The organism is Nitrogeniibacter aestuarii, from assembly GCF_017309585.1.
Lineage (GTDB): Bacteria > Pseudomonadota > Gammaproteobacteria > Burkholderiales > Rhodocyclaceae > Nitrogeniibacter > Nitrogeniibacter aestuarii.
Genome location: NZ_CP071321.1, coordinates 1,752,348 through 1,776,361, shown reverse-complemented (window position 1 = coordinate 1,776,361; position 24,014 = coordinate 1,752,348). Strand labels below are relative to the sequence as shown.

At 66.0% G+C, this 24,014-nt stretch carries 30 protein-coding genes; 25 read left to right on the top strand and 5 right to left on the bottom strand.

The window, feature by feature from the left end; translation table 11 throughout:
• Window positions 1-152: 152 nt before the first annotated feature.
• From J0W34_RS08260 to J0W34_RS08210, 11 genes are read left to right on the top strand one after another with little or no spacing between them, the layout of a single operon-like run.
• Entirely contained in the window at window positions 153-782 is a 630-nt protein-coding gene (locus J0W34_RS08260; RefSeq protein ID WP_230971330.1) for an energy-coupling factor ABC transporter permease, read from the top strand.
• The gene (gene cobM, locus J0W34_RS08255) at window positions 779-1,573 is read left to right on the top strand and encodes a precorrin-4 C(11)-methyltransferase (protein ID WP_230971329.1); all 795 of its coding nucleotides are present in this window, start codon (window positions 779-781) and stop codon (window positions 1,571-1,573) included. The genes J0W34_RS08260 and cobM overlap by 4 nt, the downstream gene beginning before the upstream one ends.
• Window positions 1,570-2,460 carry a sirohydrochlorin chelatase gene (locus J0W34_RS08250; RefSeq protein ID WP_230971328.1) on the top strand — a complete coding sequence of 297 codons (891 nt, stop codon included), beginning with the start codon at window positions 1,570-1,572 and terminating at the stop codon, window positions 2,458-2,460. The genes cobM and J0W34_RS08250 overlap by 4 nt, the downstream gene beginning before the upstream one ends.
• 3 nt (window positions 2,461-2,463) lie before the next feature.
• A complete protein-coding gene (locus J0W34_RS08245) occupies window positions 2,464-3,141 on the top strand; it encodes a precorrin-8X methylmutase (protein WP_230971327.1) in 678 nt (225 codons plus the stop codon).
• Between the two features lie 8 nt (window positions 3,142-3,149).
• Window positions 3,150-4,292: a cobalt-precorrin-5B (C(1))-methyltransferase gene (locus J0W34_RS08240; protein WP_230971326.1), complete on the top strand. Its 1,143-nt coding sequence runs from the start codon at window positions 3,150-3,152 to the stop codon at window positions 4,290-4,292.
• Complete coding sequence (gene cbiE, locus J0W34_RS08235; RefSeq protein WP_230971325.1) at window positions 4,285-5,565, top strand: precorrin-6y C5,15-methyltransferase (decarboxylating) subunit CbiE; 1,281 nt, start codon at window positions 4,285-4,287, stop codon at window positions 5,563-5,565. The genes J0W34_RS08240 and cbiE overlap by 8 nt, the downstream gene beginning before the upstream one ends.
• Window positions 5,562-6,371 carry a precorrin-2 C(20)-methyltransferase gene (cobI, locus tag J0W34_RS08230; RefSeq protein ID WP_230971324.1) on the top strand — a complete coding sequence of 270 codons (810 nt, stop codon included), beginning with the start codon at window positions 5,562-5,564 and terminating at the stop codon, window positions 6,369-6,371. The genes cbiE and cobI overlap by 4 nt, the downstream gene beginning before the upstream one ends.
• Window positions 6,368-7,147 (top strand): cobalamin biosynthesis central domain-containing protein, encoded by a 780-nt coding sequence (locus tag J0W34_RS08225; RefSeq protein ID WP_230971323.1) that lies wholly within the window; start codon window positions 6,368-6,370, stop codon window positions 7,145-7,147. Before cobI ends, J0W34_RS08225 begins: the two co-directional genes overlap by 4 nt.
• The gene (locus J0W34_RS08220) at window positions 7,144-7,539 is read left to right on the top strand and encodes a cobalamin biosynthesis protein (protein WP_230971322.1); all 396 of its coding nucleotides are present in this window, start codon (window positions 7,144-7,146) and stop codon (window positions 7,537-7,539) included. The genes J0W34_RS08225 and J0W34_RS08220 overlap by 4 nt, the downstream gene beginning before the upstream one ends.
• Window positions 7,536-8,492, top strand: coding sequence for a precorrin-3B C(17)-methyltransferase (cobJ, locus tag J0W34_RS08215; RefSeq protein WP_230971321.1), 957 nt, complete (start codon window positions 7,536-7,538; stop codon window positions 8,490-8,492). The genes J0W34_RS08220 and cobJ overlap by 4 nt, the downstream gene beginning before the upstream one ends.
• Window positions 8,489-8,827 carry a (2Fe-2S) ferredoxin domain-containing protein gene (locus J0W34_RS08210; RefSeq protein ID WP_230971320.1) on the top strand — a complete coding sequence of 113 codons (339 nt, stop codon included), beginning with the start codon at window positions 8,489-8,491 and terminating at the stop codon, window positions 8,825-8,827. The genes cobJ and J0W34_RS08210 overlap by 4 nt, the downstream gene beginning before the upstream one ends.
• A gap of 7 nt (window positions 8,828-8,834) precedes the next feature.
• Here the strand turns inward: J0W34_RS08210 and J0W34_RS08205 are convergent, their stop codons facing one another.
• The 5 genes from J0W34_RS08205 to J0W34_RS08185 form a co-directional block, all read right to left on the bottom strand.
• The gene (locus tag J0W34_RS08205; protein WP_227815008.1) at window positions 8,835-9,434 is read right to left on the bottom strand and encodes a hypothetical protein; all 600 of its coding nucleotides are present in this window, start codon (window positions 9,432-9,434) and stop codon (window positions 8,835-8,837) included.
• Window positions 9,431-9,814, bottom strand: a complete 384-nt coding sequence (locus J0W34_RS08200) for a hypothetical protein (RefSeq protein WP_230971319.1) — start codon at window positions 9,812-9,814, stop codon at window positions 9,431-9,433. The genes J0W34_RS08205 and J0W34_RS08200 overlap by 4 nt, the downstream gene beginning before the upstream one ends.
• On the bottom strand, window positions 9,811-10,251 hold the full coding sequence (locus tag J0W34_RS08195; RefSeq protein WP_230971318.1) for a hypothetical protein: 441 nt from the start codon (window positions 10,249-10,251) through the stop codon (window positions 9,811-9,813). Before J0W34_RS08195 ends, J0W34_RS08200 begins: the two co-directional genes overlap by 4 nt.
• A 249-nt stretch (window positions 10,252-10,500) precedes the next feature.
• Window positions 10,501-11,418: a pirin family protein gene (locus J0W34_RS08190; RefSeq protein WP_230971317.1), complete on the bottom strand. Its 918-nt coding sequence runs from the start codon at window positions 11,416-11,418 to the stop codon at window positions 10,501-10,503.
• A 55-nt stretch (window positions 11,419-11,473) separates the two neighbouring features.
• On the bottom strand, window positions 11,474-11,755 hold the full coding sequence (locus J0W34_RS08185) for a hypothetical protein (protein ID WP_230971316.1): 282 nt from the start codon (window positions 11,753-11,755) through the stop codon (window positions 11,474-11,476).
• 182 nt (window positions 11,756-11,937) lie between these two features.
• Here J0W34_RS08185 and J0W34_RS08180 point away from each other — a divergent pair, with 182 nt between their 5' ends.
• From J0W34_RS08180 to J0W34_RS08115, 14 genes are all read left to right on the top strand, one after another.
• Window positions 11,938-12,354: a hypothetical protein gene (locus J0W34_RS08180; RefSeq protein ID WP_227815013.1), complete on the top strand. Its 417-nt coding sequence runs from the start codon at window positions 11,938-11,940 to the stop codon at window positions 12,352-12,354.
• A 53-nt stretch (window positions 12,355-12,407) separates the two neighbouring features.
• Complete coding sequence (locus J0W34_RS08175) at window positions 12,408-12,638, top strand: RNA-binding S4 domain-containing protein (RefSeq protein WP_227815014.1); 231 nt, start codon at window positions 12,408-12,410, stop codon at window positions 12,636-12,638.
• A 58-nt stretch (window positions 12,639-12,696) separates the two neighbouring features.
• Window positions 12,697-14,154, top strand: a complete 1,458-nt coding sequence (locus tag J0W34_RS08170) for a TPM domain-containing protein (protein WP_230971315.1) — start codon at window positions 12,697-12,699, stop codon at window positions 14,152-14,154.
• Between the two features lie 67 nt (window positions 14,155-14,221).
• Window positions 14,222-15,772 carry a YiiX/YebB-like N1pC/P60 family cysteine hydrolase gene (locus J0W34_RS08165; RefSeq protein WP_230971314.1) on the top strand — a complete coding sequence of 517 codons (1,551 nt, stop codon included), beginning with the start codon at window positions 14,222-14,224 and terminating at the stop codon, window positions 15,770-15,772.
• Window positions 15,773-15,851: 79 nt separating this feature from the next.
• Window positions 15,852-16,499, top strand: coding sequence for a DUF6781 family protein (locus J0W34_RS08160; protein ID WP_230971313.1), 648 nt, complete (start codon window positions 15,852-15,854; stop codon window positions 16,497-16,499).
• Window positions 16,499-18,181, top strand: a complete 1,683-nt coding sequence (locus J0W34_RS08155) for an ABC1 kinase family protein (protein WP_230971312.1) — start codon at window positions 16,499-16,501, stop codon at window positions 18,179-18,181. Before J0W34_RS08160 ends, J0W34_RS08155 begins: the two co-directional genes overlap by 1 nt.
• A gap of 238 nt (window positions 18,182-18,419) precedes the next feature.
• A complete protein-coding gene (locus tag J0W34_RS08150; protein ID WP_227815019.1) occupies window positions 18,420-19,283 on the top strand; it encodes an urease accessory protein UreD in 864 nt (287 codons plus the stop codon).
• Window positions 19,284-19,291: 8 nt separating this feature from the next.
• The gene (locus J0W34_RS08145; protein ID WP_227815020.1) at window positions 19,292-19,594 is read left to right on the top strand and encodes an urease subunit gamma; all 303 of its coding nucleotides are present in this window, start codon (window positions 19,292-19,294) and stop codon (window positions 19,592-19,594) included.
• A gap of 157 nt (window positions 19,595-19,751) precedes the next feature.
• The gene (locus J0W34_RS08140) at window positions 19,752-20,057 is read left to right on the top strand and encodes an urease subunit beta (protein ID WP_230971311.1); all 306 of its coding nucleotides are present in this window, start codon (window positions 19,752-19,754) and stop codon (window positions 20,055-20,057) included.
• Window positions 20,057-21,757 (top strand): urease subunit alpha, encoded by a 1,701-nt coding sequence (gene ureC / locus J0W34_RS08135; RefSeq protein ID WP_230971310.1) that lies wholly within the window; start codon window positions 20,057-20,059, stop codon window positions 21,755-21,757. Before J0W34_RS08140 ends, ureC begins: the two co-directional genes overlap by 1 nt.
• Window positions 21,758-21,767: 10 nt before the next feature.
• Window positions 21,768-22,271: an urease accessory protein UreE gene (gene ureE / locus J0W34_RS08130; protein WP_230971309.1), complete on the top strand. Its 504-nt coding sequence runs from the start codon at window positions 21,768-21,770 to the stop codon at window positions 22,269-22,271.
• Window positions 22,268-22,951 (top strand): urease accessory protein UreF, encoded by a 684-nt coding sequence (locus tag J0W34_RS08125; RefSeq protein WP_230971308.1) that lies wholly within the window; start codon window positions 22,268-22,270, stop codon window positions 22,949-22,951. The genes ureE and J0W34_RS08125 overlap by 4 nt, the downstream gene beginning before the upstream one ends.
• A gap of 19 nt (window positions 22,952-22,970) precedes the next feature.
• A complete protein-coding gene (gene ureG / locus J0W34_RS08120) occupies window positions 22,971-23,597 on the top strand; it encodes an urease accessory protein UreG (protein WP_227815025.1) in 627 nt (208 codons plus the stop codon).
• A 19-nt stretch (window positions 23,598-23,616) separates the two neighbouring features.
• A complete protein-coding gene (locus J0W34_RS08115) occupies window positions 23,617-23,793 on the top strand; it encodes a hypothetical protein (RefSeq protein ID WP_227815026.1) in 177 nt (58 codons plus the stop codon).
• The last annotated feature ends 221 nt before the right edge of the window (window positions 23,794-24,014 follow it).

Below are 24,014 nucleotides of genomic sequence, written 5' to 3'. Positions count from 1 at the left end.
TTTCCCTCGTTCTCACGAACGCCTCACATCGTCGTCGCCCATCGCCTCCTGCGATCAGGCCCGTCGCGGCGTGCGCACGCCCCTGCCTTTCCCCACGGACCGGTCGCTGAACGCGCCCGGTCCGCGTCGTTTCATCCACTCAAGGACTCATCATGCACATCGAACCGGGCATGCTCGCCCACACCAAAACCGTCGTTGCATCCGTCGTGGCCGCCGGCGTTCTCGCCCTTCCCCTGCGCAACGCCTTGCTGCGCCCTGCGCTGCTGCTACGCACCCTGCTGGCAACCTGCTTCTTCACCCTCTTCATGCAGGCCTTTCATTTACCCGTGGGCGCGTCGGAGCTGCATTTCGTCGGCGCCATACCCATCTATCTCACGCTGGGGTTTGCACCCACTGCACTGGGCTTCGGGTTCGGCCTGCTGGCCCAGGGCCTGCTCTTCGAACCCGCGGATCTGGTGCATCTGGGGGTCAACACCTTGTCGCTCGTCGTGCCGCTGATGGTCGTCCATCGCCTCTTCGGCAGCGCCCTCGCCCGCCTCGACGTGCGCACCATCCTCAAGCTCGACGCTACCTACTACGCCGGGGTCACCCTGATGGTCGGCTTCTGGCTGTCCATGGCCGAGGTGGCTGTCCCGCTGGGCGCATGGGCGAGCTTCACCGCCTCGTACCTCGCCATTGTCGCCATCGAACCGCTGGTCACCTACATCACCGTCAATCTGCTGCGCCGCCATGCCGATCATCCGGCAGTGCGCATGTGCTTCGACGTGGCCCGGCGCTCATGAGCGGGACGGTCTGGTTTGTGGGGGCCGGGCCGGGCGACCCCGAGTTGATCACCGTGCGCGGACGCTCGTTGCTCGAGCGCGCTGGCGCAGTACTCTATGCCGGCTCGCTCGTTGACCGGGCGGCGACCCGCTGGACGCCCGATGGCTGCGAGATTCGCGATTCCAAAGGGATGACGCTGGACGCCATCTGCACCTGGCTTATCGACGCGGCCTCGTGCCATGAAACGGTGGTTCGTCTGCAGACCGGCGACCCCGGTCTGTACGGGGCTCTCACCGAGATAAGCCGCCCGCTCGATGCGGCCGGCGTTCCCTGGGCAGTGGTACCCGGCGTCTCCTCGGCGATGGCCTCGGCCGCCGCCGCCGGTGAAACGCTGACCCTGCCCGAAGTGACGCAAACGGTGATTCTCACCCGGGTGGCCGGGCGCACGCCCATGCCTGAGGGCGAATCCCTGGCCGAACTGGCGGCCCATCACTGTACGCTGTGCCTCTTCCTGTCCATCACCCTGCTCGATCAGATCCAGCGCGATCTGCGCACTGCCGGCTGGGCCGAAGAGGCACCGATGGTGGTCGTGCACAAGGCCAGCTGGCCGGGCCGCGAGACGGTGGTGCGCGGGACCCTTGCCGACATCGCCGAGCGCTGCCGCGCCGAGGGGATCGACCATCAGGCCATGGTCATTGCCAGCCCGGCGCTGGGGGCGCGGCACTGGCCCGACATCGCCCGCAGCAAGCTCTACGACCCCGATTTCAGCCATCGTTTCCGCCGCGCGCGGACGAGGGAGATTCAACAATGAACAACGACACCACCATCCTGCTCGTGGGCCATGGGTCGCGCAATCCCGCCGGCAATGCGCAGATCGAACACTTTGCCGAACAATGGCGTGCCCGCCAGCCGCACTGGCGCATTGTCATCTGCTTCATCGAGCACGCCGATATCCTGCTCGATGACGGGCTCGACCGGGCGGCCGACAGCGTCCAGCGCGTGATCGTTCTGCCGTTCATCCTCAATGCCGCCGGCCACGTGAAGATGGAGCTGCCCGCGGCCATCGCGCGTGCGCGCAAGCGACACCCCCATGTGCGCTTCGAGTGCGCCCGGCATCTGGGCATGGGCCCGGCGGTGCTCTCGGTGCTCAAGGCCCAACTGGCCGCCCAGATGGCACAACTCGATCATCCCGATCCCAAAACCACCGGCGTGGTCCTGCTCGGTCGGGGCTCGTCAGACGCGGGGGCCAATGGGGAGCTGGCCAAGATGGCACGCTGGATGTTCGAGGACAGCGACCATGAACTCGTGGATCTGGCCTTCACCAGCATCACCTGGCCACGGCTCGAAACCGTGGTGCAGCGTCAGGTACGGCTGGGCATGACCCAGGTGTGCGTGCTGCCGGTGTACCTGTTCACCGGCGTGCTGATGGACCGCATCCAGGCCCAGGTGGCGCGGCTTCGCCACCAGTACCCGCAACTGAGCATTGCCCTTGGCACCCACTTCGGGTTCGACGAGGGCATCTTCGCACTGGTCGATCAGCGCGTGCGTGACCTGGGCGGTGACCAGGGCTTGCTCGAATGCGATGGCTGCAAGTACCGCCGCGCGGCCGAGGCCGAGCACCTGCACGATCACAGCCATACACACCTCCCCGCGAGCCACGGACACATGCACGTGCACGCCCACGTCAATCACGCCTGAATCATGCAGACCAACATCGTCACCGAACAGCTCACGGCTGCCGGTCGGGCCATCGAGCACGACTCCTTCGCCATCATCGATGCCGAGGTCGGCCCCCATGCCTACCCCCCCGAGCAATGGCCGGTCGTGCGCCGCATGATCCACGCCAACGCGGATTTCGAGTTCAACGGCCTCACCCGCTTTCATCCGGACGCGATCGACGCGGCCCTGCGGGCCATCAACGGCGGCCATAGCCGCATCGTTGCCGATGTGGAGATGATCTGCGTCGGCCTGTCGCCATCGCGCCTGGCACATTTCGGACTCGACACCCACCAGTTCATCTCCGATGCGGACGTGATCGAACAGGCCCGCGCCGAGGGCACCACGCGCGCCGTCCAGGCCATGCGCAAGGCTCATCGCCGGGGGCTGCTCGACGGCGCCATCGTGGGTATCGGCAATGCCCCCACGGCACTGATCGAGGTGGTCCGCCTGATTCGTGAAGAGGGCGTACGCCCGGCCCTGGTCGTCGGCATGCCGGTCGGTTTCGTGTCCGCGGCCGAGTCGAAGGCGCTGATGACGCAGATCGATTCGGTGCCCTGGATCGTCATCGACGGACGCAAAGGCGGGTCCACCCTGGTGGTCGCGGCCCTCCACGCCCTGCTGGCACTGGCCGAAGCGCGTCAAGCCGCGACCCGCACGTGACAGGCACCGTGGCAGCCACACCGGAAAAAGTCCGTAAAGGCGATGCGCGACGCAATCGCGGTCAGCGCACGGGATATTCCACCGGTGCCAACGCCGCCGCGGCCGCCACCGCCGCCACCCTGGGGCTGGTGCTCGGCCGCGTGCCCGAGATGGTCGAAGCCACCTTGCCCAACACCACCCGGGTGCGTTTTGCCATCACCAATGGCTGGGTGGGCCAGGATCAGGCCGGTGCCGTGAGCATCAAGGACGCGGGCGATGATCCCGATGCCACGAACGGAGCGCATCTGACGGCCGTGGTCAGGCGCATGCCCGATGGCGCCGGGCGCGTCGATCTCAAGGGCGGCGACGGCGTCGGCACGGTCACCCTCGACGGGCTCGGCCTGACCGTGGGCGGGCCGGCCATCAATCCGGTGCCCCGACGCAACATCATCGAGAACGTCAGCCTCGCCGGCGCGCCCTTGCTGGCCCGGGGCGACAGCCTGGAAGTGACCATCTCAGTGCCCGGCGGCCAGGAGATGGCGAAGAAAACCCTCAATGCCCGCCTCGGCATCCTGGGCGGCATCTCCATTCTCGGCACCACCGGGATCGTGCGCCCCTACTCCACCGCGGCCTTCCGCGCCAGTGTGATCCAAGCGGTCGAGGTCGCCGCCAATCAGGGTCAGGACACCGTGGTGTTCACTACCGGCGGGCGCACCGAGAAATGCGCCATGCGCAGTTTTCCGGCACTGGGCGAGGTGTGTTTCGTGCAGATGGGCGACTTCGTCAAGGCCGCCTTCACCGCGGCGGTACGCCAGGGCATGCGCCACATCATCGTCGGTGCCATGGTCGGCAAGCTCACCAAGATCGCCCAGGGCCTGTCGGTGACCCATGCCTGGCGCGAAGCAGTGGATCGGGACCTGATCGCCGAGGCCGCGCGTGAAGTGGGCGCCCCCGAGACACTCATCGAGGCCGTGCGGGCCGCCGAAACCGCCCGCTTCGCGGCAGAACAGCTCGGCGAACTGGGGCTTGCCGTGGCCTTCCACCGCGCGCTGGCCATCCGCGCCATCCGCAGCCTGCGCGGCCGCTACCCGGGGCCGCACCGGCTCACGGTACTGGCCTGCAACTTCGAAGGCCAACCTATCGTCACCGTGGAGGAATCCGAAATTGACTGACACCTGCGCCCTCATCGGCATCCTCGACGACGGCTGGGCCGGTCTGTCCGAGGCTGCGCGTACCGCGCTGGAACAGGCGGCCACGGTCATCGGCGCCGAGCGCACCCTGGCATTGGTGGATGCCCATCTGCCGGTCCACACCCGTCGCCGGGCCATGGATGGCGTGCTGGCCGAGGTACCCGGCTGGATCAGGCAACACCAGGACCGCGCGGAGCCCTGCGCGGTCCTGGTCACCGGCGATCCGCTGTGCCACGGGCTGGGCAGCTATCTGGGCCGCCAACTGCCGACCGATCGGCTACGCATCCTGCCCGCGCCGTCGACGCTGCAATTGCTGTTCGCCCGCCTCGGCCGTCCCTGGCAGGACGCGGTTATCGGCTCCGCCCATACCCGAGACAGTGGCGAATGGCAGCCCGGCGCGCCGCCTGAGCATGCCCTCTACCCGCTGATCCAGCAGGTGGCCGCCCATCGGCGTGTGGCCGCCTTCACCAGCCCGCACAACAGCCCCGACCGCATTGCCCGTGCCCTGCTGGCGGCCGGCTTCGAGGCCGACACGCGCATCAGCGTGGGCAGCCGCCTGTGCCTGCCGGACGAGACCGTGCTGCCCGATCTGCCGCTCACCGACGCGGCCCGGCGCAGCTTCGACGACCCGAACGTGATTCTCGTCGAGCGCACGGAAAACGATCGGCGCGCCATCTTCGGCTTTGCCGACGACGACTACGTGCAACGCCAGCCAGACAAGGGGCTCATCACCAAGCGTGAAGTGCGCGCCGTGAGCCTCGCCCATCTGGCCCTGCGGCCCGACAGCCAGGTGTGGGACATCGGCGCCGGTTCCGGCTCGGTCGGGCTGGAAGCGGCGCGCATCGCCCGCGACGGCCATGTGTGGGCCATCGAGAAGAACGCCGCCGACGCGGCCAACGCCCTCGACAACGCCCGGCGCCTTCGCGCCACCAACTACACCCTGGTTCAGGACCGGGCGCCGTCGGGCATGGCGGACTGGCCGGCGCCCGATGCGGTCTTCATCGGCGGCTCGGGCGGCGAACTGCCCACCCTGATCACCGACGTGCTCGCACGACTGCGCCCGCACGGACGGCTGGTGATGAACTTCATCACCCTTGAGAACCTGGCCACCGCCACTGCCACCCTCACGGCGGCAGGCGTCCGCTGGCAGGCGACCCAGCTGGCCACGGCCCGCAGCCAGCCCATTCTCGATATGCACCGACTGGCCGCGCAGAACCCGGTCTGGATCGTCACAGCCATCAAGGAGACGCCATGAACGCCCCCGCCCACGGACGCCTGATCGGTGTCTCCCTCGGCCCCGGCGATCCGGGCCTGATCACCCGCCGCGCGTGGGACGCGCTGCACTCGGGCGCCCGCTGGTGCTACCCGGTCAAGCGCGCCGCTGAACGGTCCTACGCGCTCGACATCGCGATGCGCGCCGGCATCCCCTGCCCGCCCGATGCGGTCGAACTGGTGTTTCCCATGACCCGCGATACGCTTGCGCTGGGCAAGGCGTGGGGCCGTGCCGCCGAGCGCACCGCGGCGCTGCTGGCCACGGGGCGCGACGTGTGCTTTCTGGTCGAGGGCGACGCCTCCACCTACGCCACCTTCGGTCATCTGGCCCGGGCGGTGCGCGCACTGGTGCCGACGGTGGTGGTGGAAACCATTGCCGGCGTCAATGCGTTTGCCGCCGCCGCCGCGCGCGCCGATGTCACGCTGGCCGAGGAGGACGACACGGTCGCGATCATTCCCGCCGCCTACGGCGTGGCGGTGATCGACGCCCTGATCGACCAGTTCGACACCCTGGTCCTCATGAAGGTCAAGCCGCTCATCAACGACATCCTCGACCTGCTCGAACGTCGGGGCCTGCTCGCCACCAGCGTGTTCGTGGAGAAAGCCGGCGCCCCCGAGGAGCGGGTGGTGCATGCCCTGGGCCGACTGCGCGACACCAGGGTCAATTACCTCTCGCTGATTCTGGTTCATCACCCGGACCGCCCGCGCGGCCCCCTCCAACGCGGCTGCCGCCAGCGCACGCCGACCCATCACGACATTGCCCCGAACCCCGACACCGAACCCGCATGACTGACACACTGATTGCCGACACCCGTATTGCCATCGTCTCCATCACCCGCCACGGCATCGCCCTGGCGGGCAAGATTGCCCACGCCCTGCCCGGCGCCCGCCTGTTCGCCCCGGACAAGTTCGCCGAGCTGGCCGAAGCCGCCGCGCCCGGCCGCGCCACGGTGTATGCCGGGCGCACCGCCGAGCAGATTCCCGCCCTGATCACCGGCTTCGACGGCATCGTTGCGGTGGTTTCGCTCGGCGCCATGGTGCGCCTGCTGGCCCCGCACCTGGGCGACAAAACCCACGATCCGGGGGTGATCGTTCTCGATGAAGGCGGTCGCTTCGCCATTCCCATGCTCTCGGGCCACCTGGGCGGCGCCAATGCACTGGCCGCCCGCGTGGCCGATGCGATCGGCGCCCAGCCCGTGCTCACCACGGCATCGGATGCCCGACAAAGCCTGGCGGTGGACCTGCTCGGCCGCGAACTGGGCTGGCACTTCGAAGCCAGCAAGGCGGCCGTGGTCGCCGCCAGTGCGGCGGTCGTCAATGACGAGCCGGTGGCCCTGGTGCAGGAAGCCGGCAGCACCGACTGGTGGCGCAATCATGCCAATGGCCGCAGCAACGCGGTGCCCGCCAATATCGAAATTCTGACCGACCTGGCCGCGGTGGATCCTCAGCGACACCGGGGCGTGCTGTGGATCACCCACCGCCCGCTCAGCGCCCTGCCCGCCGCCTTGCAGTCGGCCATCGCCGACCGGCTGGTGGTGTATCGCCCGCAGGAGGACGCCCGATGAAGGTGGCCCTCGGCATCGGTTGCGATCGCGACACCCCCTGGCAGACCCTCTCTGACGCCGTCGCCCAGGCACTGGCGGCCTGCGGCCTGACCCATGCCGCCGTGGACCGGGTCGCCAGCATCGACCTCAAATCGGACGAGACCGGCCTGCTCACGGTCGTGGCCTGGAACAACTGGCCGGTGCAGTTCTTCTCCGCCGAGTCACTGGCGCGCGTGCCCGTGCCCAATCCGTCGGAAACCGTACGTCGGCACACCGGCACACCGTCGGTGGCCGAGGCCGCTGCGCTGCTGGCGGCAGGCGCGTCGGCCGAGGCGCTGCTCATCGAAAAACACCGGTTGCGCGGCTCCGATGGCCGCAACGCCACCATTTCCATCGCAAGGATTCCCGAATGAACCAGACCGGCAAGATCATGCTCGTGGGCATTGGCCCCGGGCATGTGGAACACATGACACAACGCGCCCGCGAGGCCATCGCCGAGGCCGACACGGTGATCGGCTACGTGACCTACCTGCGTCTCGTCGAAGACCTCACCTCTGGCAAGGAGATCATCAGGAAATCCATGACCGAGGAGCTGGACCGGGCCGTCGCCGCGCTGGAGCGGGCACGCACCGGTCGCAAGGTGGCGCTGATTTCGTCGGGTGACGCGGGGGTGTACGGCATGGCCGGCCCCACCTACGAGGTTCTGTTCAACGCCGGCTGGGCACCGGGGCTGGACGTGGATGTGGAGGTCATTCCCGGTGCCTCGGCGCTGAACACCTGCGCCGCACTGGTGGGCGCACCGCTGACCCACGATTTCTGCGCGGTGTCCCTTTCCGACCTGCTCACGCCCTGGCCGGTGATTGCCCGGCGCATCGACGCGGTGGCCGCCTCGGACTTCGTGATCGCGCTCTACAACCCCAAGAGCGGTCGGCGCACCCGGCAGATCGTCGAAGCGCAGCGTCTGCTGTTGCGCCATCGCCGACCGGACACCCCGGTGGCGATCGTCAAATCGGCATTCCGGCCGCGCCAACGGGTGGAGCTCACCACGCTGGAGGCCATGTGCGACGCCGACATCGGCATGCTGTCAACGGTCCTGGTGGGCAACAGCCGCACCTTCATCCGCGACGGGCTCATGGTCACGCCGCGCGGCTACGACAACAAGTACGCGATCGACAGCGGCGAAGCACACACCGGCGAACAGGCCGGTCGTTCCCTGTCCACGGGGCTGGACGGGTGGCTGCGCACCTTGCGTGACAGCGACGAGACCCCGGCCCGACTGGCCGCCCGCCACGGCTTGCCCGAGGACTACATCCGCGCGGTACTGGACACGTCGGCCGACGACGCCACGGCCACGGAGGCGGCATGAGCAGCGAAGAAAAACCGAGCATCGGCGCCTATCGCCGTCATGTACTGCTATGCACCGGCCCGCGCTGCTCGGCCCGGAGTGACCCCGAAGCACTGTTCAAGCAACTGGGCGAGATGCTTGGCGCCGCCGGTCTGAATCGGGGCGATCTGCGCGTCAAACGCACCCGCAGCGGCTGCTTCGCGGCCTGCAAGGGCGGGCCCATCATGTGCGTTCAGCCCGACGGGGTGTGGTACTACCAGCTCACACCGGAGAATCTGCAACGGGTGGTGGAAGAGCATCTTCGCGACGGCGCGGTGGTCGAGCCCCTGGTCTTCCATCGCGGACCGGGGGTTTAGGGCGCGTTCACCGTGCGGCAGGAACCACCACCGGCGCCACGGACGGAAACGGCGCGCCGGGCAAAACACGGCCGTCACCGACCTCTGCGGTTTCCAGCCGCAGGATGCGGCGCTGGTGGGCCTGCCCCGGCACGTCCTCGACATAGGCGAGACGGACATACAGTCCATCATGAAAGTCCACGGCCGGGGTCTGCGCATTGGTGAAGGCCGGCTCCTGCGCGCCGGGGTGCCAGATGAACTGGACGCCACCGACCGTGATGGTTTCCCAGCGCCGATAGCGCCGCGCCGTGTCCTTTCCGGGGTTGGTCACATCCTCGCGCCAGATCTGGTGGGCCACCACCGGCCCCTCCACCGCCTGCGCATCGCCCGCCGCAAGCTGTTTTGCCAGACGGTCCTGATCCCAAGTGTTGACGCCATAGCCGAGAACGCCGATCAACGCGCCCCCGATCAACAAGAACCGGGCGACGCTTGAACGCTGTCCATGGCGACGCGCCCGCAGGTGCAGGATCAGCGCCACGGCCAGCACGCCCAGCCCCATGTAGACGAAGGGGATGAACTGGGTGCCCGCACCCGAACGGTCGATCTCGTACACCACGGTCCAGTTCACGGCGCCTCCTCGCCATCGGCGCCAAAGGTGTCGAACGCCCAGCGCCCGTCCGCCCCGGCCCGGAAATAGAAGGCATAGGGCGAACAGAAGATCACCCGGGCATCGTCCTCAGCCAGAGGCTCGGCCTGATCGAGACAGCTACGCACGGCCGGCGGGAAGAGGCCTGGCAAGGCATCAATGGCGGCCTCACGCCCCAGTGCCTGCCCTTCGTAGAGAAACGGCAGCCGGGTCATGCCGGCGACCGCCGCCGCGTCCTGCCTTGCCACCGCCGCACGAAACTCACGCAGGAACGTGTCGAAGCTGTCCGCATCCGCCGCTTGCAGGCTCCCGTTCATCGCCAAGGCGGCCACCATGAGCACTCGACATGCAATGGCGCTCATTCCGGCGCCTGCGCACATTCGGGTCGCTCGGCATCCTCGGCGCAGATGCGCGGCCAGGTGGGGACATGCAGTTGTCCGAGTGGATTGCCCGCCAGACCGGCGCATGCGCCCTCGGTGTCATTCGCTGCGCAACGGGCACGCGGCACTGCGCCACCCCGGCCGTCGAACACCTGCGCCATGACCCGCGTACCGCGCTCAAACTGCAGCTGCATGAGCAGCGGCGTGTTGCCAGGCGCGCGCATGATCCACACCTGCTTGCAACCGCTGTAGTCGTCGGGCAATGCCGCATTGCGCGGATGAATCAGCAGGAAGCCGCCGGGCGTCACATAGGCCCCCGCGCTGGCGGGCGGCTGTCGCAGCGCGCATGAGTCGTCGGCATGGGCCGTCCCGGCGCAGGCCAGGGCCAGCATCAACCAGCGCAGACAGGGTTTCGGCATCGCAGCACTCTCAAGCAGCATCTGCCTCAGATGGGCAGAATCTGCCGGAATTGAAGTCCGCGCGCCGGTAAAAGTAAAGCGCACAAAGACCGGCTCTGGGTGGGAACTCTGCCTTGATGCGTGCCGATGATCGTTCACGCCGGAGCGCTGCCTCGACCCGGAGCCAGCTCTCCTTCACGCGTCGTGGTTGCGCAGCGAGACCGGTTCGTCAGTGCACTTCCCGTTGTGGGGCCACGGATGTGCTGGCGGTCATTTTTCCGGCAGCGGGATGAACTCCTGTTCGTCGCCCACGACCTTGGGAAAACGCTGGTTCGCCCAATCGAGTTTCGCCTGTCGGATACGCTCCCGGTCGCTGGAAACGAAGTTCCATTCGATGAATCGCTCCCCCAGCGTCTCACCGCCGATCATGGCCAGGCGGGTCGCGACCGTGGCGGTGACCTCAACCGTGGCACCGGGCTTGAGGATCGCCATGGCGTAGGTGTCGAGTGATCGGCCATCCACGGTGACCCGGCCATCCGCCACGTAGAGCCCACGGGCTTCGGCATCGGGCAGCTCCAGCGTCTGCCCGGCATCGAGCGCGGCCTCGATGTAGATCGTGTCGGCAAAGGTCTTGACCGGCGAGGCCTCACCGTAGGCATGCCCCATCATCACGCGCACGGCCACGCCATCCACGTCCACCCGCGGAATGCTCTCCGACGGGTAATGGATGAACTCGGGCGGGCACTCTTCGTCGGCTTCCGGCAGGGCCAGCCACAGTTGCAGGCCGTTGAGCGTGTGCGGTACACCACGGACCACGGGTCGCTCGCGCTCCGAGTGGGTGATGCCCCGCCCCGCCACCATCAGGTTGATATCTCCCGGCCGGATCGCCTGCTCGCTGCCCAGGCTGTCGCGGTGGAAGATTTCGCCTTCGAAGAGGTAGGTGACCGTGGCGAGGTTGATGTGAGGGTGGGGGCGCACGCTGATGCCCTCGCCCGCCGGAAAATCCGCCGGCCCCATGTGATCGAAGAAGATCCAGGGGCCCACCATCTGGCGACGCGCCGAGGGCAGCACGCGGCGCACCGAGAATCCACCCAGGTCTTTCTCGCGCGGCTCGATCACCAGTTCGATGGATGCACCACCGTCCGAATAACCGCACTCGTTTCTTACGTCTGAATCGAACTGGCTCATATCCACTCCCGCATTTGAGGCCTTTGCCATGAGACGTCAATATGATCGATGAGTTTCAGGCCATGAACCCGCTCTTGCGCCTGAGCGCTGCACGCTTGCGGGTCAAGGTGGTGATGGCGTTATACACACCCACCACCACCGCCAGCCCGATCAGCACCCATCCATTGTGCTCGATGCGAGGGGCAAGCGAGCCGAAAATACCCTCGACCACCGAGGCCGGGGCGAACTGGCCGATCAACCCGGCCACCATCATCAGTGAAGAGAGGATCGACAGCACGATGTAGCGCGCGTCGAGTACCGGGTGATGCGGCGAGGCCTTCGGGGGCGTTTCACTCATGGGGCTTGGGTCAGTCCGGTTGAAACCCCGACCCTAAACGAGGCCGGGGCAGGACTCAAGGCGAAAATCCGGGCGGCGTCGAACACGATTGACTCCGGCTCTGGCGCCATCAGAATTTTTCATGCCCAAGTCATGCCCGTTTGCTATGCTGCTGTGCACAAAAAACACTCGGAAAAATGTCCATGTATCGCGCTCCTGTCCTCGGCCTGTCGGCCCTCGCCACATCCCTGATCTGCGCCGCAGCACTGGCGGCTACGCCCCCCGCACTGCCAACAGGTGACTTCAGCCTGAGCGCCGGAGACACCGTGTGGTCGATCCAGGCCACCGACAGCGGCTATCAAGCCACCTCACACACACAGGCGGACGTTCAGCCGGTCTTCGAATTGACCGACAACGGCCGTCAGGCCCTCTGGAAGCGCATGCAGTGGCCACTGGAGACCGTGGCCAACGCCCGTTGCCTGGGCAACATGCTCGACGTGTTCTGCCAGGTGGAAGCGCCGATTGCCGCAACGATCGAACCCCTCAAGTCCGCTGGCTCATCGTACTTCCACTATGACCGCGCCACTGGCGTTCAAGCGATTCATCTGCAAAAGCGCTGATTTCCGGTGCGCTCAGGCGTAGCATCTCGCTTTTTCCCTGAGCGACAGCCGCCATGAAAACCGTCGAAATCACCCATGAGCCCGTCGAGCTATACAAAATCCTCAAGTTCGAGGGCCTCGTGGCCAGTGGCGCCGATGCCAAGGCCGCTGTGGCCGATGGCCGGGTTCAGGTCAATGGCGAAATCGAGACCCGGAAACGCCGCCAGATCGTGGCGGGAGACGTGATCTGCTTTGCCGGTGAAACGATGAAAATCAAGCGCTCGGCCAACTCGCCGTTCGAATGACGTGCGCATTTTCTGATATGGTGCGCGCCTCGGTATCATCACACGCCCTGCGACGCCCATGCTTCACGCCTTCAGAGCCGCCCTCGCGATCCTGCTTCTGAGTTTTCTGGCAGCATCGCCCGTCTGGGCGGCACGCTATTCGGTCGAATCGGTCCCGGACCCGAAACAATCTGGAGGCGGATATGTCTCCAACCCCGATGGCGTCCTCAGCGCCGCCGCCGTCGCGCAGATCAACCGGGAACTGGCCGCCATCGAGCATGCCACCGGCGCCCAGGTTGCCGTGGTGGCCATCGATGACATCGAAGGCGGGGACATTTTCAGCTTTTCGCACCGTCTGTTCAGCCGCTGGGGCATCGGCCATGCGCAGCGTGATGACGGGCTGCTGATCCTGCTGGTCAAAGACCGCCGCACCGTGCGCTTTCATACCGGCTACGGTCTGGAAGGCGTACTGCCGGACGTGGTGTGCAAGCGCATCCAGGAAGACGACATGCTGCCCGCGTTTCGCACGGGTGATTACGATCGCGGCATGTTCGCCGGCGTGCGCCAGGTGGACGATATCCTGCGTGATCCGGCGTATGCAGCCCAATTTGCCAAGCTTGCCTCGCCGACACATCAGAACTGGCTTGTTTTCCGCAACATCGGCATGTTCGTGGTGGCCATCGTCAGCGGGCTGGGTTTGCTGTTCAAGAGCCTGTCCGGATATTTCAACGAGTCGCGTCCGCTGCCAAGCGCGCCGCCCAAGACCCGTTATCCGCTCAAGTACTGGCTGGCGCTGTTCATGCTCGGCCCCATGCTCGTACTCTATGCCAGCGGCTTCATCCCGACCGACTCCCCCATTCTGGTCAGCCTCGCCTGCATTTACGTCTACCTGCTCGTCCTCGCGCTCCTGCAGATCGTGCGTGAGGACCGCCACGTGGCACGCTTGCTCCAGCAGCACAGCTACACCGCCATTGCGCGTTATCTGCAACGCCAGCGCGGATTCTGGACCGCGATGGCGGTGCTCTTCCCGCTGCCTCTGCTGCTCTACCGTGTGGGTTACACGAGCAAGATCTGGCGTTATCGGGCCCACCCACGCAAATGCCCCGCCTGCAAAGCGCCCATGCAGCGACTCAGTGAGGCCGAAGAGGATGCCTTCCTCAGCAGTGGCCAGCAGGTCGAGGAACAGATCCGTTCAGCCGATCACGATGTCTGGCATTGCACGGCCTGCGGTAAAACCGCAGTGCGCACGTTCGACGGCGCAGAAGCGGGTTACGACACATGCAGCGCCTGCGGGCACCTGACCCGCTATACGAAAAGCGACACCACGCTGCTCGAACCCACCTACGAGCGACGCGGCAAGGGCCGACGGATCGAGGCCTGCAAGCACTGCGACTATCTCGACGTGAGCGAATACGACATTGCCCGACTCACGCACAGCAGCAGCTCGTCCTCCGGGGGCAGCAGCAGTGGCAGCAGCAGCTCGGGCAGTTGGGGCGGCGGCAGTTCTGGCGGCGGCGGGTCGAGCAGCAGCTGGTAGTCACCGCATGTCGGACGCATTGACCTGGTTCATTGCCCGAGCGCGCAGCACTTGATAAAAGCATGACATGCCCACCTGGATAGTACCGATGATGCTCAACGCCACCCTTCGATTACGCTTGGCCACCCTTGCCGTCACCGTGATCGCGAGTCTGGGCCTTGCCCCCGCACACGCCGACGTGCTCGACCAGCCCGTATGCAACCTCCCTGACGACGTCCGCTATGACCGCGCCCGGATGGGCGCCAAGGTCATGGCGTTTCAGGTGCTCACGGAAGAAGCGCTGAGCCTGCGCGCACGGGCCATCACCTATCTCAAGTATCTTGAAGAGAAGCAGCTGTTCGGCAAGGCGTTGCTGGGGGCCGACATCCGCCGTCTGGGGGAAGGCGCGGCCGAGCTGGTAGCCCAGCGCCAGCAACTGTGGCACCTGGCCGAGGCGCATGAGTGCTGGCTCGACGCCCCCATGCCGCGCGACCCGGTCCAGGCACGGGTCCAGGCGATGGGCGTCACCATGTCGCTGGCCGCCGCACTCACCCTCTACGACAACTACGCCGCCGCCGTGGCGCTGTATCGGGACAATCGCATCCTGCGCGATCACATCAACAAGGGCGATCCGGGCTTTCACGTGCCCAGGGGCGAACTGCGTCGCAGTGCCATTGCCTTCGCTTCTGCAGCCAACCGGGCACGGGTGCGACGCGGGATCGAGTGGTACGAAAAATACGGCCGGACGCTGGCCACCTCAGACTACGAAGATGAGCGTTATCTGGCCGAACTGGTCGAGCAAAGCCCGGCCTACCGCATGATCCGCAAGCTCCGTCCGCTGGACTACGCCGGTCACGTGCTCGGCCTGGTCGGCACGGTTTCCACCGACGTGCTCCGAGACGTCTCCAACGAAGGCGTGAACCTGTCGAGCATGGTCTTCGGCAACGTGGTGGGGCTGGTCGAATCGCGTCGCGGCAAGCTCGATGACAACCCTGCCATTCACGATGCGGTGACCGCCCAGCTCAAGGCAGGTGATGTGCTGCTCGAGAAGACGCCATTCCGCCTGACCGACTCATTCATTCCCGGCCATTGGGGTCATGCGGCCGTGTGGATCGGCACCGAGGCGGAGCTCCGCGAACTGGGCCTGTGGGACCATCCGGTCGTCTTGCCGCATCAGCAGGCCATCGCCGACGGGCACGGCGTCGTCGAAGCCCTGCGATCGGGCGTCGAAATGAACACCATGGCGCACTTTCTCAACGTCGATGATCTGGCCGTGCTGCGCCATCGCACTCTGGACGACGACGCCCGCCGCGAAGTCATCCTCCAGACCCTGCGTCAGGTCGGCAAGGCTTACGACTTCAACTTCGACGCCCAGAGTATCGATCGCATCGTATGCTCGGAACTGGTCTATCACGCCTACGGCAACGTGCCGTGGCCCACTGACCGCAAACTCGGCCGCGTGGTGGTCAGCCCGGACAACATTGCCCAGCAGGCAGTGGGCGACGGGCGCTTCGACGTGACGGTGCTCTATCACGACGGTCAGCGCATCGATCAATCGCCCGGAGAGGCACTGGCCAAGCTGATCGAACCGCGGGTCGTCATGCTCGCTGGTAGCGGCGCCGATCAGGTCAGCCCATAGAGCGGTATTCGCCGTCGTCGACTTGACGCCAGCATCGCCGAGTGCTGCCATGGAGGTGAATCCGATACGGAGGTGCCTCATGGAACAGAAACCGCTTGAACAGCAGGTCAGCGACGCCCTGCAGGAAGACCCCAAGGAGATCGCCGAACGTGTTCGCCAACTGACGGTGGACGCGCTCTCAGGCCGACCGCTTGACACCACGGGCATGCGCGAGACCTTCGCCACCGTGACCGACGGCATTCGCGAGGGCGCGTCGCGTCGCAGCGCCCGCATGGAAGAAGCCATCAAGGAAGCCATGCACGGCATGGATGGCGCGTTGCGCAATTTCGCCGAGGCCACCTCGCTGGCCATTCAGGAGGCCCGCAGCGAGGGCAAGGCCTATTCATCCGAAGAGTTTTCAAGCCTGCTCGATGACGTCAAGTCCTTGCAGACGCTGATGGCCGACACGCTCACCAAGGGCGCCAAGCAGGCCACGGGGGCTGCGCAGAACACACTCGGTCAGCTCGCTGACCATGCGCGCATCCACGGCACGGCCGCCGGCAAGGAGTTGTTCGCCATCCAGACACGCCTGACCCAGACCATGGCGGAAGTGACCAAAGAGGCCGTCAGCGACGGCACCAAGACGCTGCAGGCTGGTGGCAAACTCATGGCCGGGCTCACCGCGGGTTTCCTGCGCGGCATTGCCGACCGACTCCAGGACGCCGCAGATCGCGGCAAGGGCCGCTGATGCTCTGGGATGCGCTGGGCGCGGTGCGCGATCTGGGGCGCCTGCATGACATTGCCTCGGTCCTGATCCGTTACGGCTTCGGCGACATGGTGCGCCGGATCGGCATGTCCGGCGCGCTCGAAAAAGCCGGCAAGGCGCTCAACTGGCGTGCGCCGGAAGAGCTCGCCCACCTGGCGCCTCCGGCCCGGGTGCGGCGCGCGCTTGAAGAACTGGGCCCGAGCTTCGTCAAGCTGGGCCAGGTGCTCGCCACGCGCGTCGACCTGTTCCCGCCGGAATGGATCGACGAGCTGAGCAAGCTGCAGGACGAGGCCCCGCCCCTGCCCTTCGAGCAACTGCGCGCCCAGCTCGAAGAAGACCTCGGCGCCCCACCCGAAGACATCTTCACCGGCTTCGACACCACGGCACTCGCGGCAGCCTCGCTCGCCCAGGTGCACCGGGCACGCCTGCCGGACGGCACGCCGGTCATCCTCAAGATCCGACGGCCCGGCATCCGCCCGGTCATCGAAGCCGACATCCGGCTCATGGAACGGCTGGCCGAGATTGTCGATGCCGACTCGCCCGATCTCAGACGCTATCGACCCAAGGAGGTGGTGCGCCAGTTCGTGCTCTCCTTGCGCCGGGAGCTGGACTTCGCCGCAGAGGCACGCAACGCAGAGCGCGTCGCCCGCAACCTGGAAGATCGCGAAGACATCGTAATCCCGCGCGTCTATTGGGAATGGACCTGCGAGCGCCTCAACGTGCAGGACTACGTCGACGGCGTCAGCGGTCGCGAGGTGCGCCTGCTGCCGGCCGCCGGATTGAGCGCAAAGCTGCTGGCGGAGCGCGGCGCCACGGCGGTACTCACGATGATCCTGCAGGACGGGTTCTTTCACGCCGACCCGCACCCCGGCAACGTGTATTACCTCAAAGACAACCGCATTGCCTTCATCGACTTCGGCATGGTGGGTCGCCTCTCCGAAAACCGCCGCTATCAGGTGGCCCAGGTGCTCAACGCCCTGGTTTCCCAGGATGCGCCGGTCGTGGCCGATGTGCTGCTCGACTGGAGTGGCGACAGCGACACCCACGTCAATGAAGAAGCCCTGCGCACCGAAATCGACGCGTTTGTGGATCAGTACCGCGGGGTGCCACTCGAGCGCCTGGACGTGACCGCCATGCTCAGCGACGTGGTCACCATCCTGCGCGAGCATGGGCTCGCCCTGCCCCCCGATCTGGTGCTGCTGGTGAAAGCCTTCATCACCCTAGAAGGCCTTGGCCGGCAACTCGACCCGGCCTTCGACATGGCCAGCGAAGCCGCCCCCTACCTGCAACAGGCGTTGCTGACCCACATGGCGCCCAAGGCGGTGGCCAAACGCGGCTGGCGCACCCTGTCGAACACCGTCAGCCTGCTCACCGACCTGCCCCGTGATCTGAGGCAACTGATCAAATCGGCTCAGCGCGGCAAGATGCAGATCCAGGTGGACGTGCCGCCGCTGGACCGCTTCACGGAACGCATGGACAAGGCCAGCAACCGGGTGGCACTGGCCATTCTCACCGCCGCCATGATCGTGGGCTCGTCGATCGTCATTAGCGTGGAGAAAGAGCCTTTGCTGGCGGGTTTCCCGCCCCTGGGGGTGAGCGGTTTCGTACTGGCGCTCATCGGCGCCGTGGTGGTGGTGTTCTCGATCATCCGCAGCGGCCGCTAAGCCCCCCGGAAGGCGCCACCACGAGGGAGTACGCACATTGGCGTAGAGCCCCGCCCCGACGATTTGATTTGCACCATAATGGTGAAAACCCGCGTTTTTTCACCAAGGCCGTGCGCAAATTCACGGTCGATCGTCGATTCCACGCCCACTGCATGTACAAGCCAACAGTAACTCGTTGTCATTCAAACGGAATTTATCCGGCGTCGAATCTGGCCCGCATGTTGCAATCACGAACCACATGAACGCCCGCGCGCCTGCTCTGCTTCGCACCGATCTTGCGGCCGCCTCCTCTTGGCAGGCCCGGCTGCGATTGGGCTTCGAGGCCCGTGGCGAGCGCACGGCGCTTGTCGAGCGCATTCATGAAGGGCCGTTGCGACTACAGAAAGCCCTTTACCCGGAAGGCGAACGCATTTGCCACGGTATCGTCCTGCATCCTCCGGCCGGCATCGCTGGCGGCGATGTGCTCGATGTGAGTGTCTCGGTGCACGACAAGGCCCACGCGTTGATCACCACCCCGGGGGCCGGCAAATGGTACCGCAGCCTCGGCGCGGAAGGCGTGCTTCGACAACACCTGAGCGTTGCCGCCGGTGGCGTGCTGGAGTGGCTCCCGCAGGAGAACATCGTGTTCCGCCAGGCCAATGCGCGGCTGGTCACGGAGATCGATCTGGCGCCCGACGCCTGCCTGTTCGCCATGGAAATGACGGCTTTCGGTCGCCACGGCGAAGACCACCAGTTTCACGACGGCAGATTCGCACAGTCGATGCGTATCCGGCGAGATGGCCGAACCCTGTGGCGTGAGCAAGGGCGCGTTGATGGCGGTCACCGGCTGATGCACGCAGCCAGCGGGCTCGACGGCCAACGGGTTACCGGCACCTTCATTGCTGCCGGCCCCGGCCTGAATGACGCCCTGGTCGAACGCTGCCGCGAGATATCGATCACCCACGGCGACGGGGGCATCACCCTGCTGCCCGACCTGTTCATTGCCCGCTATCTGGGGGACCGCTGCGAAGCCGGCCGCGACTGGTTCGCCGCCCTGTGGGGCGTGCTGCGGCCGGCGCTGACCGGCCAGGAAGCCCGCATCCCCCGCATCTGGAAGACCTGAGGAGACCCATGGAACTGACCCCTCGCGAGAAGGACAAGCTGCTCATCTTCACCGCAGCCCTGCTGGCCGAACGCCGCATGGCACGCGGCCTCAAGCTCAACTACCCGGAAGCGGTCGCCTACCTGTCTGCCGGCATTCTCGAAGGCGCCCGCGACGGCAGGACCGTCGCCGAGCTGATGAGCTACGGCACCACGCTGCTGAACCGGGACCAGGTCATGGACGGTATTGCCGAGATGATTCCCGAGATCCAGGTGGAAGCGACCTTTCCCGACGGCACGAAGCTCGTCACCGTCCACAACCCCATCGTATGAGGTACCTCGCCATGCCTACCTTATTGATTCTCCCTACTGCCGTTCGGGCCGGTCGCATTCGGGCGTCTGTCGCAGGGTCGCCCGCCCGCCGGGCCGCCCCAAGGGCGGGCGCGGCCCCCTTGGGGGGCAGCGATCGCATGCGAGCGTGGGGGTGCCTATGATCCCCGGAGAACTGCTCCCACAGGACGGCGAGCTTGAACTCAACGTCGGGCGCGACACCATCACCGTCGAGGTGACCAACACGGGCGACCGCCCGATTCAGGTCGGCTCGCATTATCACTTCTTCGAGACCAACGCCGGGCTGTCCTTCGACCGGGCAGCCGCTCGCGGCTATCGACTGAATATCGCCGCCGGCACCGCCGTGCGTTTCGAGCCCGGCCAGGTGCGGACGGTCGAACTGGTCGCGCTCGATGGCGACCGCAAGGTCTACGGCTTCAATGCCAAAGTGATGGGAGCACTCTGATGGCAAAAATCTCCCACCGCGCCTACGCGGAAATGTTCGGCCCGACCACGGGCGACCGCCTGCGTCTCGCCGACACCGACCTCATCATCGAGGTCGAGAAGGACTACACCATCTACGGTGAAGAGGTGAAGTTCGGTGGTGGCAAGGTCATCCGCGACGGCATGGGCCAGAGCCAGCTGCTCGCGGCCGACGTGGCCGACACAGTCATCACCAACGCGCTCATCATCGACCACTGGGGCATCGTCAAGGCCGACATCGGCATCAAGCATGGCCGCATCAGCGCCATCGGCAAGGCCGGCAACCCGGACATCCAGCCGGGGGTGACCATCCCCATCGGCGCGGGCACCGAGGTGATTGCCGGCGAGGGCAACATCATCACCGCCGGTGGCATCGACGCCCACATCCACTTCATCTGCCCGCAGCAGATCGAAGAGGCGCTCATGAGCGGGGTCACCACCATGCTTGGCGGCGGCACCGGGCCGGCCACCGGCACCTACGCGACCACCTGCACGCCCGGCCCCTGGCATATCCAGAAGATGATGCAGGCCGCCGACGCCTTTCCGATGAACCTGGGTTTTCTCGGCAAGGGCAACGCCTCGCTGCCGGGCGCACTGGCCGAGCAGATCACCGCCGGTGCCATCGGCCTCAAGCTGCATGAAGACTGGGGCACCACGCCCGCGGCCATCGACAACTGCCTGTCGGTGGCCGAGCAGATGGACATCCAGGTGGCCATCCACACCGACACACTCAACGAATCCGGCTTTGTGGAAGACACCGCCGCGGCCTTCAAGGACCGCTGCATCCACACCTTCCATACGGAAGGCGCTGGCGGCGGCCACGCGCCGGACATCATCAAGCTGGCCAGCATGGCCAACGTGCTGCCCAGCTCGACCAACCCAACCCGGCCCTACACGGTCAACACCATCGACGAGCATCTGGACATGCTCATGGTGTGCCACCACCTGGACCCGTCCATCGCCGAAGACGTCGCCTTTGCCGAGTCCCGCATTCGTCGCGAGACCATCGCCGCCGAAGACATCCTGCACGACCTGGGCTGCTTCTCGATGATGAGCTCCGACAGCCAGGCCATGGGCCGGGTAGGCGAAGTGATCATCCGCACCTGGCAGACCGCCCACAAGATGAAGGTGCAGCGCGGCTCGCTTGAGGGCGATCCGTCGTCCAACGACAACTTCCGCGTCAAACGCTATGTGGCCAAATACACCATCAACCCGGCCATTTCCCATGGTATCTCCCATGAGGTGGGCTCGGTCGAGGTGGGCAAGCTGGCCGACCTGGTGGTGTGGAAGCCGGCGTTCTTCGGCGTCAAGCCGAGCCTCATCATCAAGGGCGGCATGATCGCCGCTGCGGCCATGGGCGATCCCAACGCCTCGATTCCCACCCCGCAGCCAGTGCACTATCGCCCCATGTTCGGCAGCTACGGCGGGGGGCTCAAGACCTCGGTCACCTTCACCTCCCAGTCGGCGCTCGAGACCGGTGCGCTCGACGCGCTCGGCCTCAGTCGGCCACTGGTGGCGGTGAAGAACATCCGCCAAGTGCGCAAGGGCGACATGATCCACAACGGCTGGATGCCCACGCTGGAAGTGGACCCCGAAACCTATCAGGTCCGCGCCGACGGCCAGCTGCTGACCTGCGACCCGGCCGACGTGCTGCCCATGGCGCAGCGCTACTTCCTGTTCTGAGGATGTCGAGATGTTGCTGATCGAGCAGATGTACGAGGGTGACGACGCCACCACCAAAACACTCACCCTGAGCTACGACAAGCGCACCAAGAGCCGCTTGCGCACCAAGCTCGACAGCGGCGAGGTAGTCGGCCTGTTCCTGCCACGCGGCACGGTGTTGCGCGGCGGTCAGCGCCTGCTCGCCAGTGACGGCGGCGTGGTCGAAGTGGTCTCCGCCAGCGAGGCCTTGGTCGAAGCCCGCTGTGCCACGCTGCTCGACCTCACCCGCGCCGCCTATCACCTGGGCAACCGCCATGTGGCGGTCGAGGTGGGCCAGGACGCTCAGGGCAACTGGCTGCGCATCGCCGCCGACCATGTGCTTGAGGAAATGCTCCTGGGCCTCGGGTGCGAGGTCCTGGCCATCGAAGCGCCCTTCGAGCCGGAATCGGGCGCCTACTCGGGCGGCCACCACCACCACGGCGAGCCGTCCGAGCGCCGCGGCCCCAAGATTCACGAATACCGTCACAACGCATGAGCCTGCCCCTCGTCCGCCTCCTGCAACTGACCACGCCGGCCCTGCCGGTCGGCGCATACACCTACTCGCAAGGCCTGGAGTGGGCCATCGATTGCGGGCGTGTAAGCACCGAGGCAGACACCGGCGAATGGATTGCCGACGTGATGCGCGAGAGCATCGCCAGCTTCGAACTCCCGCTGGCGGGCGCCCTGATGCAGGCCTGGCAGGCAGATCACGATGCCGAAATCGCCCGCCTGAACGATGACTTTCTCGCCAGCCGGGAAACCCGCGAGCTACGCGCAGAGACCGTGCAGATGGGGTACTCCCTCACCCGTCTGCTGCTCGAGCTCGACACCTTCAGCGCGCTCGACGGCTGGCCCGAGCGCCTGCGCGCCGTCGACACCCCAAGCTTTCCGCTGGCGTGGACCGCTGCGGCAACTGCCTGGCAGATTCCTGTCCGCGATGCCCTGCCCTCCTATCTGTGGGCATGGCTGGAAAACCAGGTGATGGCGGCCATCAAGGCCGTGCCCCTGGGGCAGTCCGCCGGGCAGCGGCTGCTCTCGCGGCTCGGCGCCGAGATCCCCGCTTTGGCGCAGCGCGCCGCCACCCTGCCCGAGGACGACTGGACGAACTTCAACCCCGGCCTGGCCATTGCCAGTTGCAAACACGAAACACAGTACTCGCGGTTATTCCGCTCCTGAGCAACAACAGAGAGACTCTATGAGCAAGAACGCCCCCCTACGTGTCGGTATTGGCGGCCCGGTCGGTTCCGGCAAGACGGCCCTGACCCTGAATCTGTGCCGCGCCCTGCGCGAGCGCTACAACATCGCGGTGGTCACCAACGACATCTACACGGCCGAAGACGCCCAGTTCCTGGTGCGCAACGAGGCACTCGACCCGGAGCGGATCATCGGCGTCGAGACCGGTGGCTGCCCGCACACCGCCATCCGCGAAGATGCCTCGATCAACCTCGAAGCGGTCGATCGACTCAACCAGCGCTTTCCGGGCCTGGAGATCATCTTTGTGGAGTCCGGCGGCGACAACCTGGCGGCCACCTTTTCACCGGAACTGTCCGATCTCACGCTCTACGTGATCGATGTCTCCGCTGGCGACAAGATCCCCCGCAAAGGCGGGCCGGGCATCACCAAGAGTGATCTCCTCATCATCAACAAGATCGATCTCGCGCCGCTGGTGGGCGCGAGCCTCGAGGTGATGGACCGCGACGCGAAAAAGATGCGCGGCGAACGCCCCTTCCTGTTCAGCAACCTGAAATCCGGTCAGGGGCTGGACGACATTATCCGATTCATTGAAACTGAAGGTCTGCTGCGCCCACCTGTGGCGGCCTGACCTTCCTGTGGAGAACATCATGACCAAGTTTCTGGCCACTGCCTTTTTCCTGACTGCGACAGGCAGCGCACTGGCGCATCCCGGTCACGCCGATCAGAGCATTCATCTGGCTGAATGGCTCATGGGCGCCGGTGCCGTTGCTGCCACGCTGATTGCTGCGCGTCACTTGATGCGCAAGGCACGAAGCAAACGCTGAACGAACGCCTTCGACGACACGAAAAACCGGGTGACAGCCCGGTTTTTTTCATCTCCATCCCAACATCCGGGTCATGACGTTGACCTAATTTGCTCAAGTTGAAACGACCGTATGCCGTTATAAATTTTGTGTCTTGGGCCCCACGGGGCCTTCGAAGACACCACCGGTCGGTCTGTCATGAATACCAGTTGTCTTGAGCGAGGGAGTCGCCGGCAACCGCG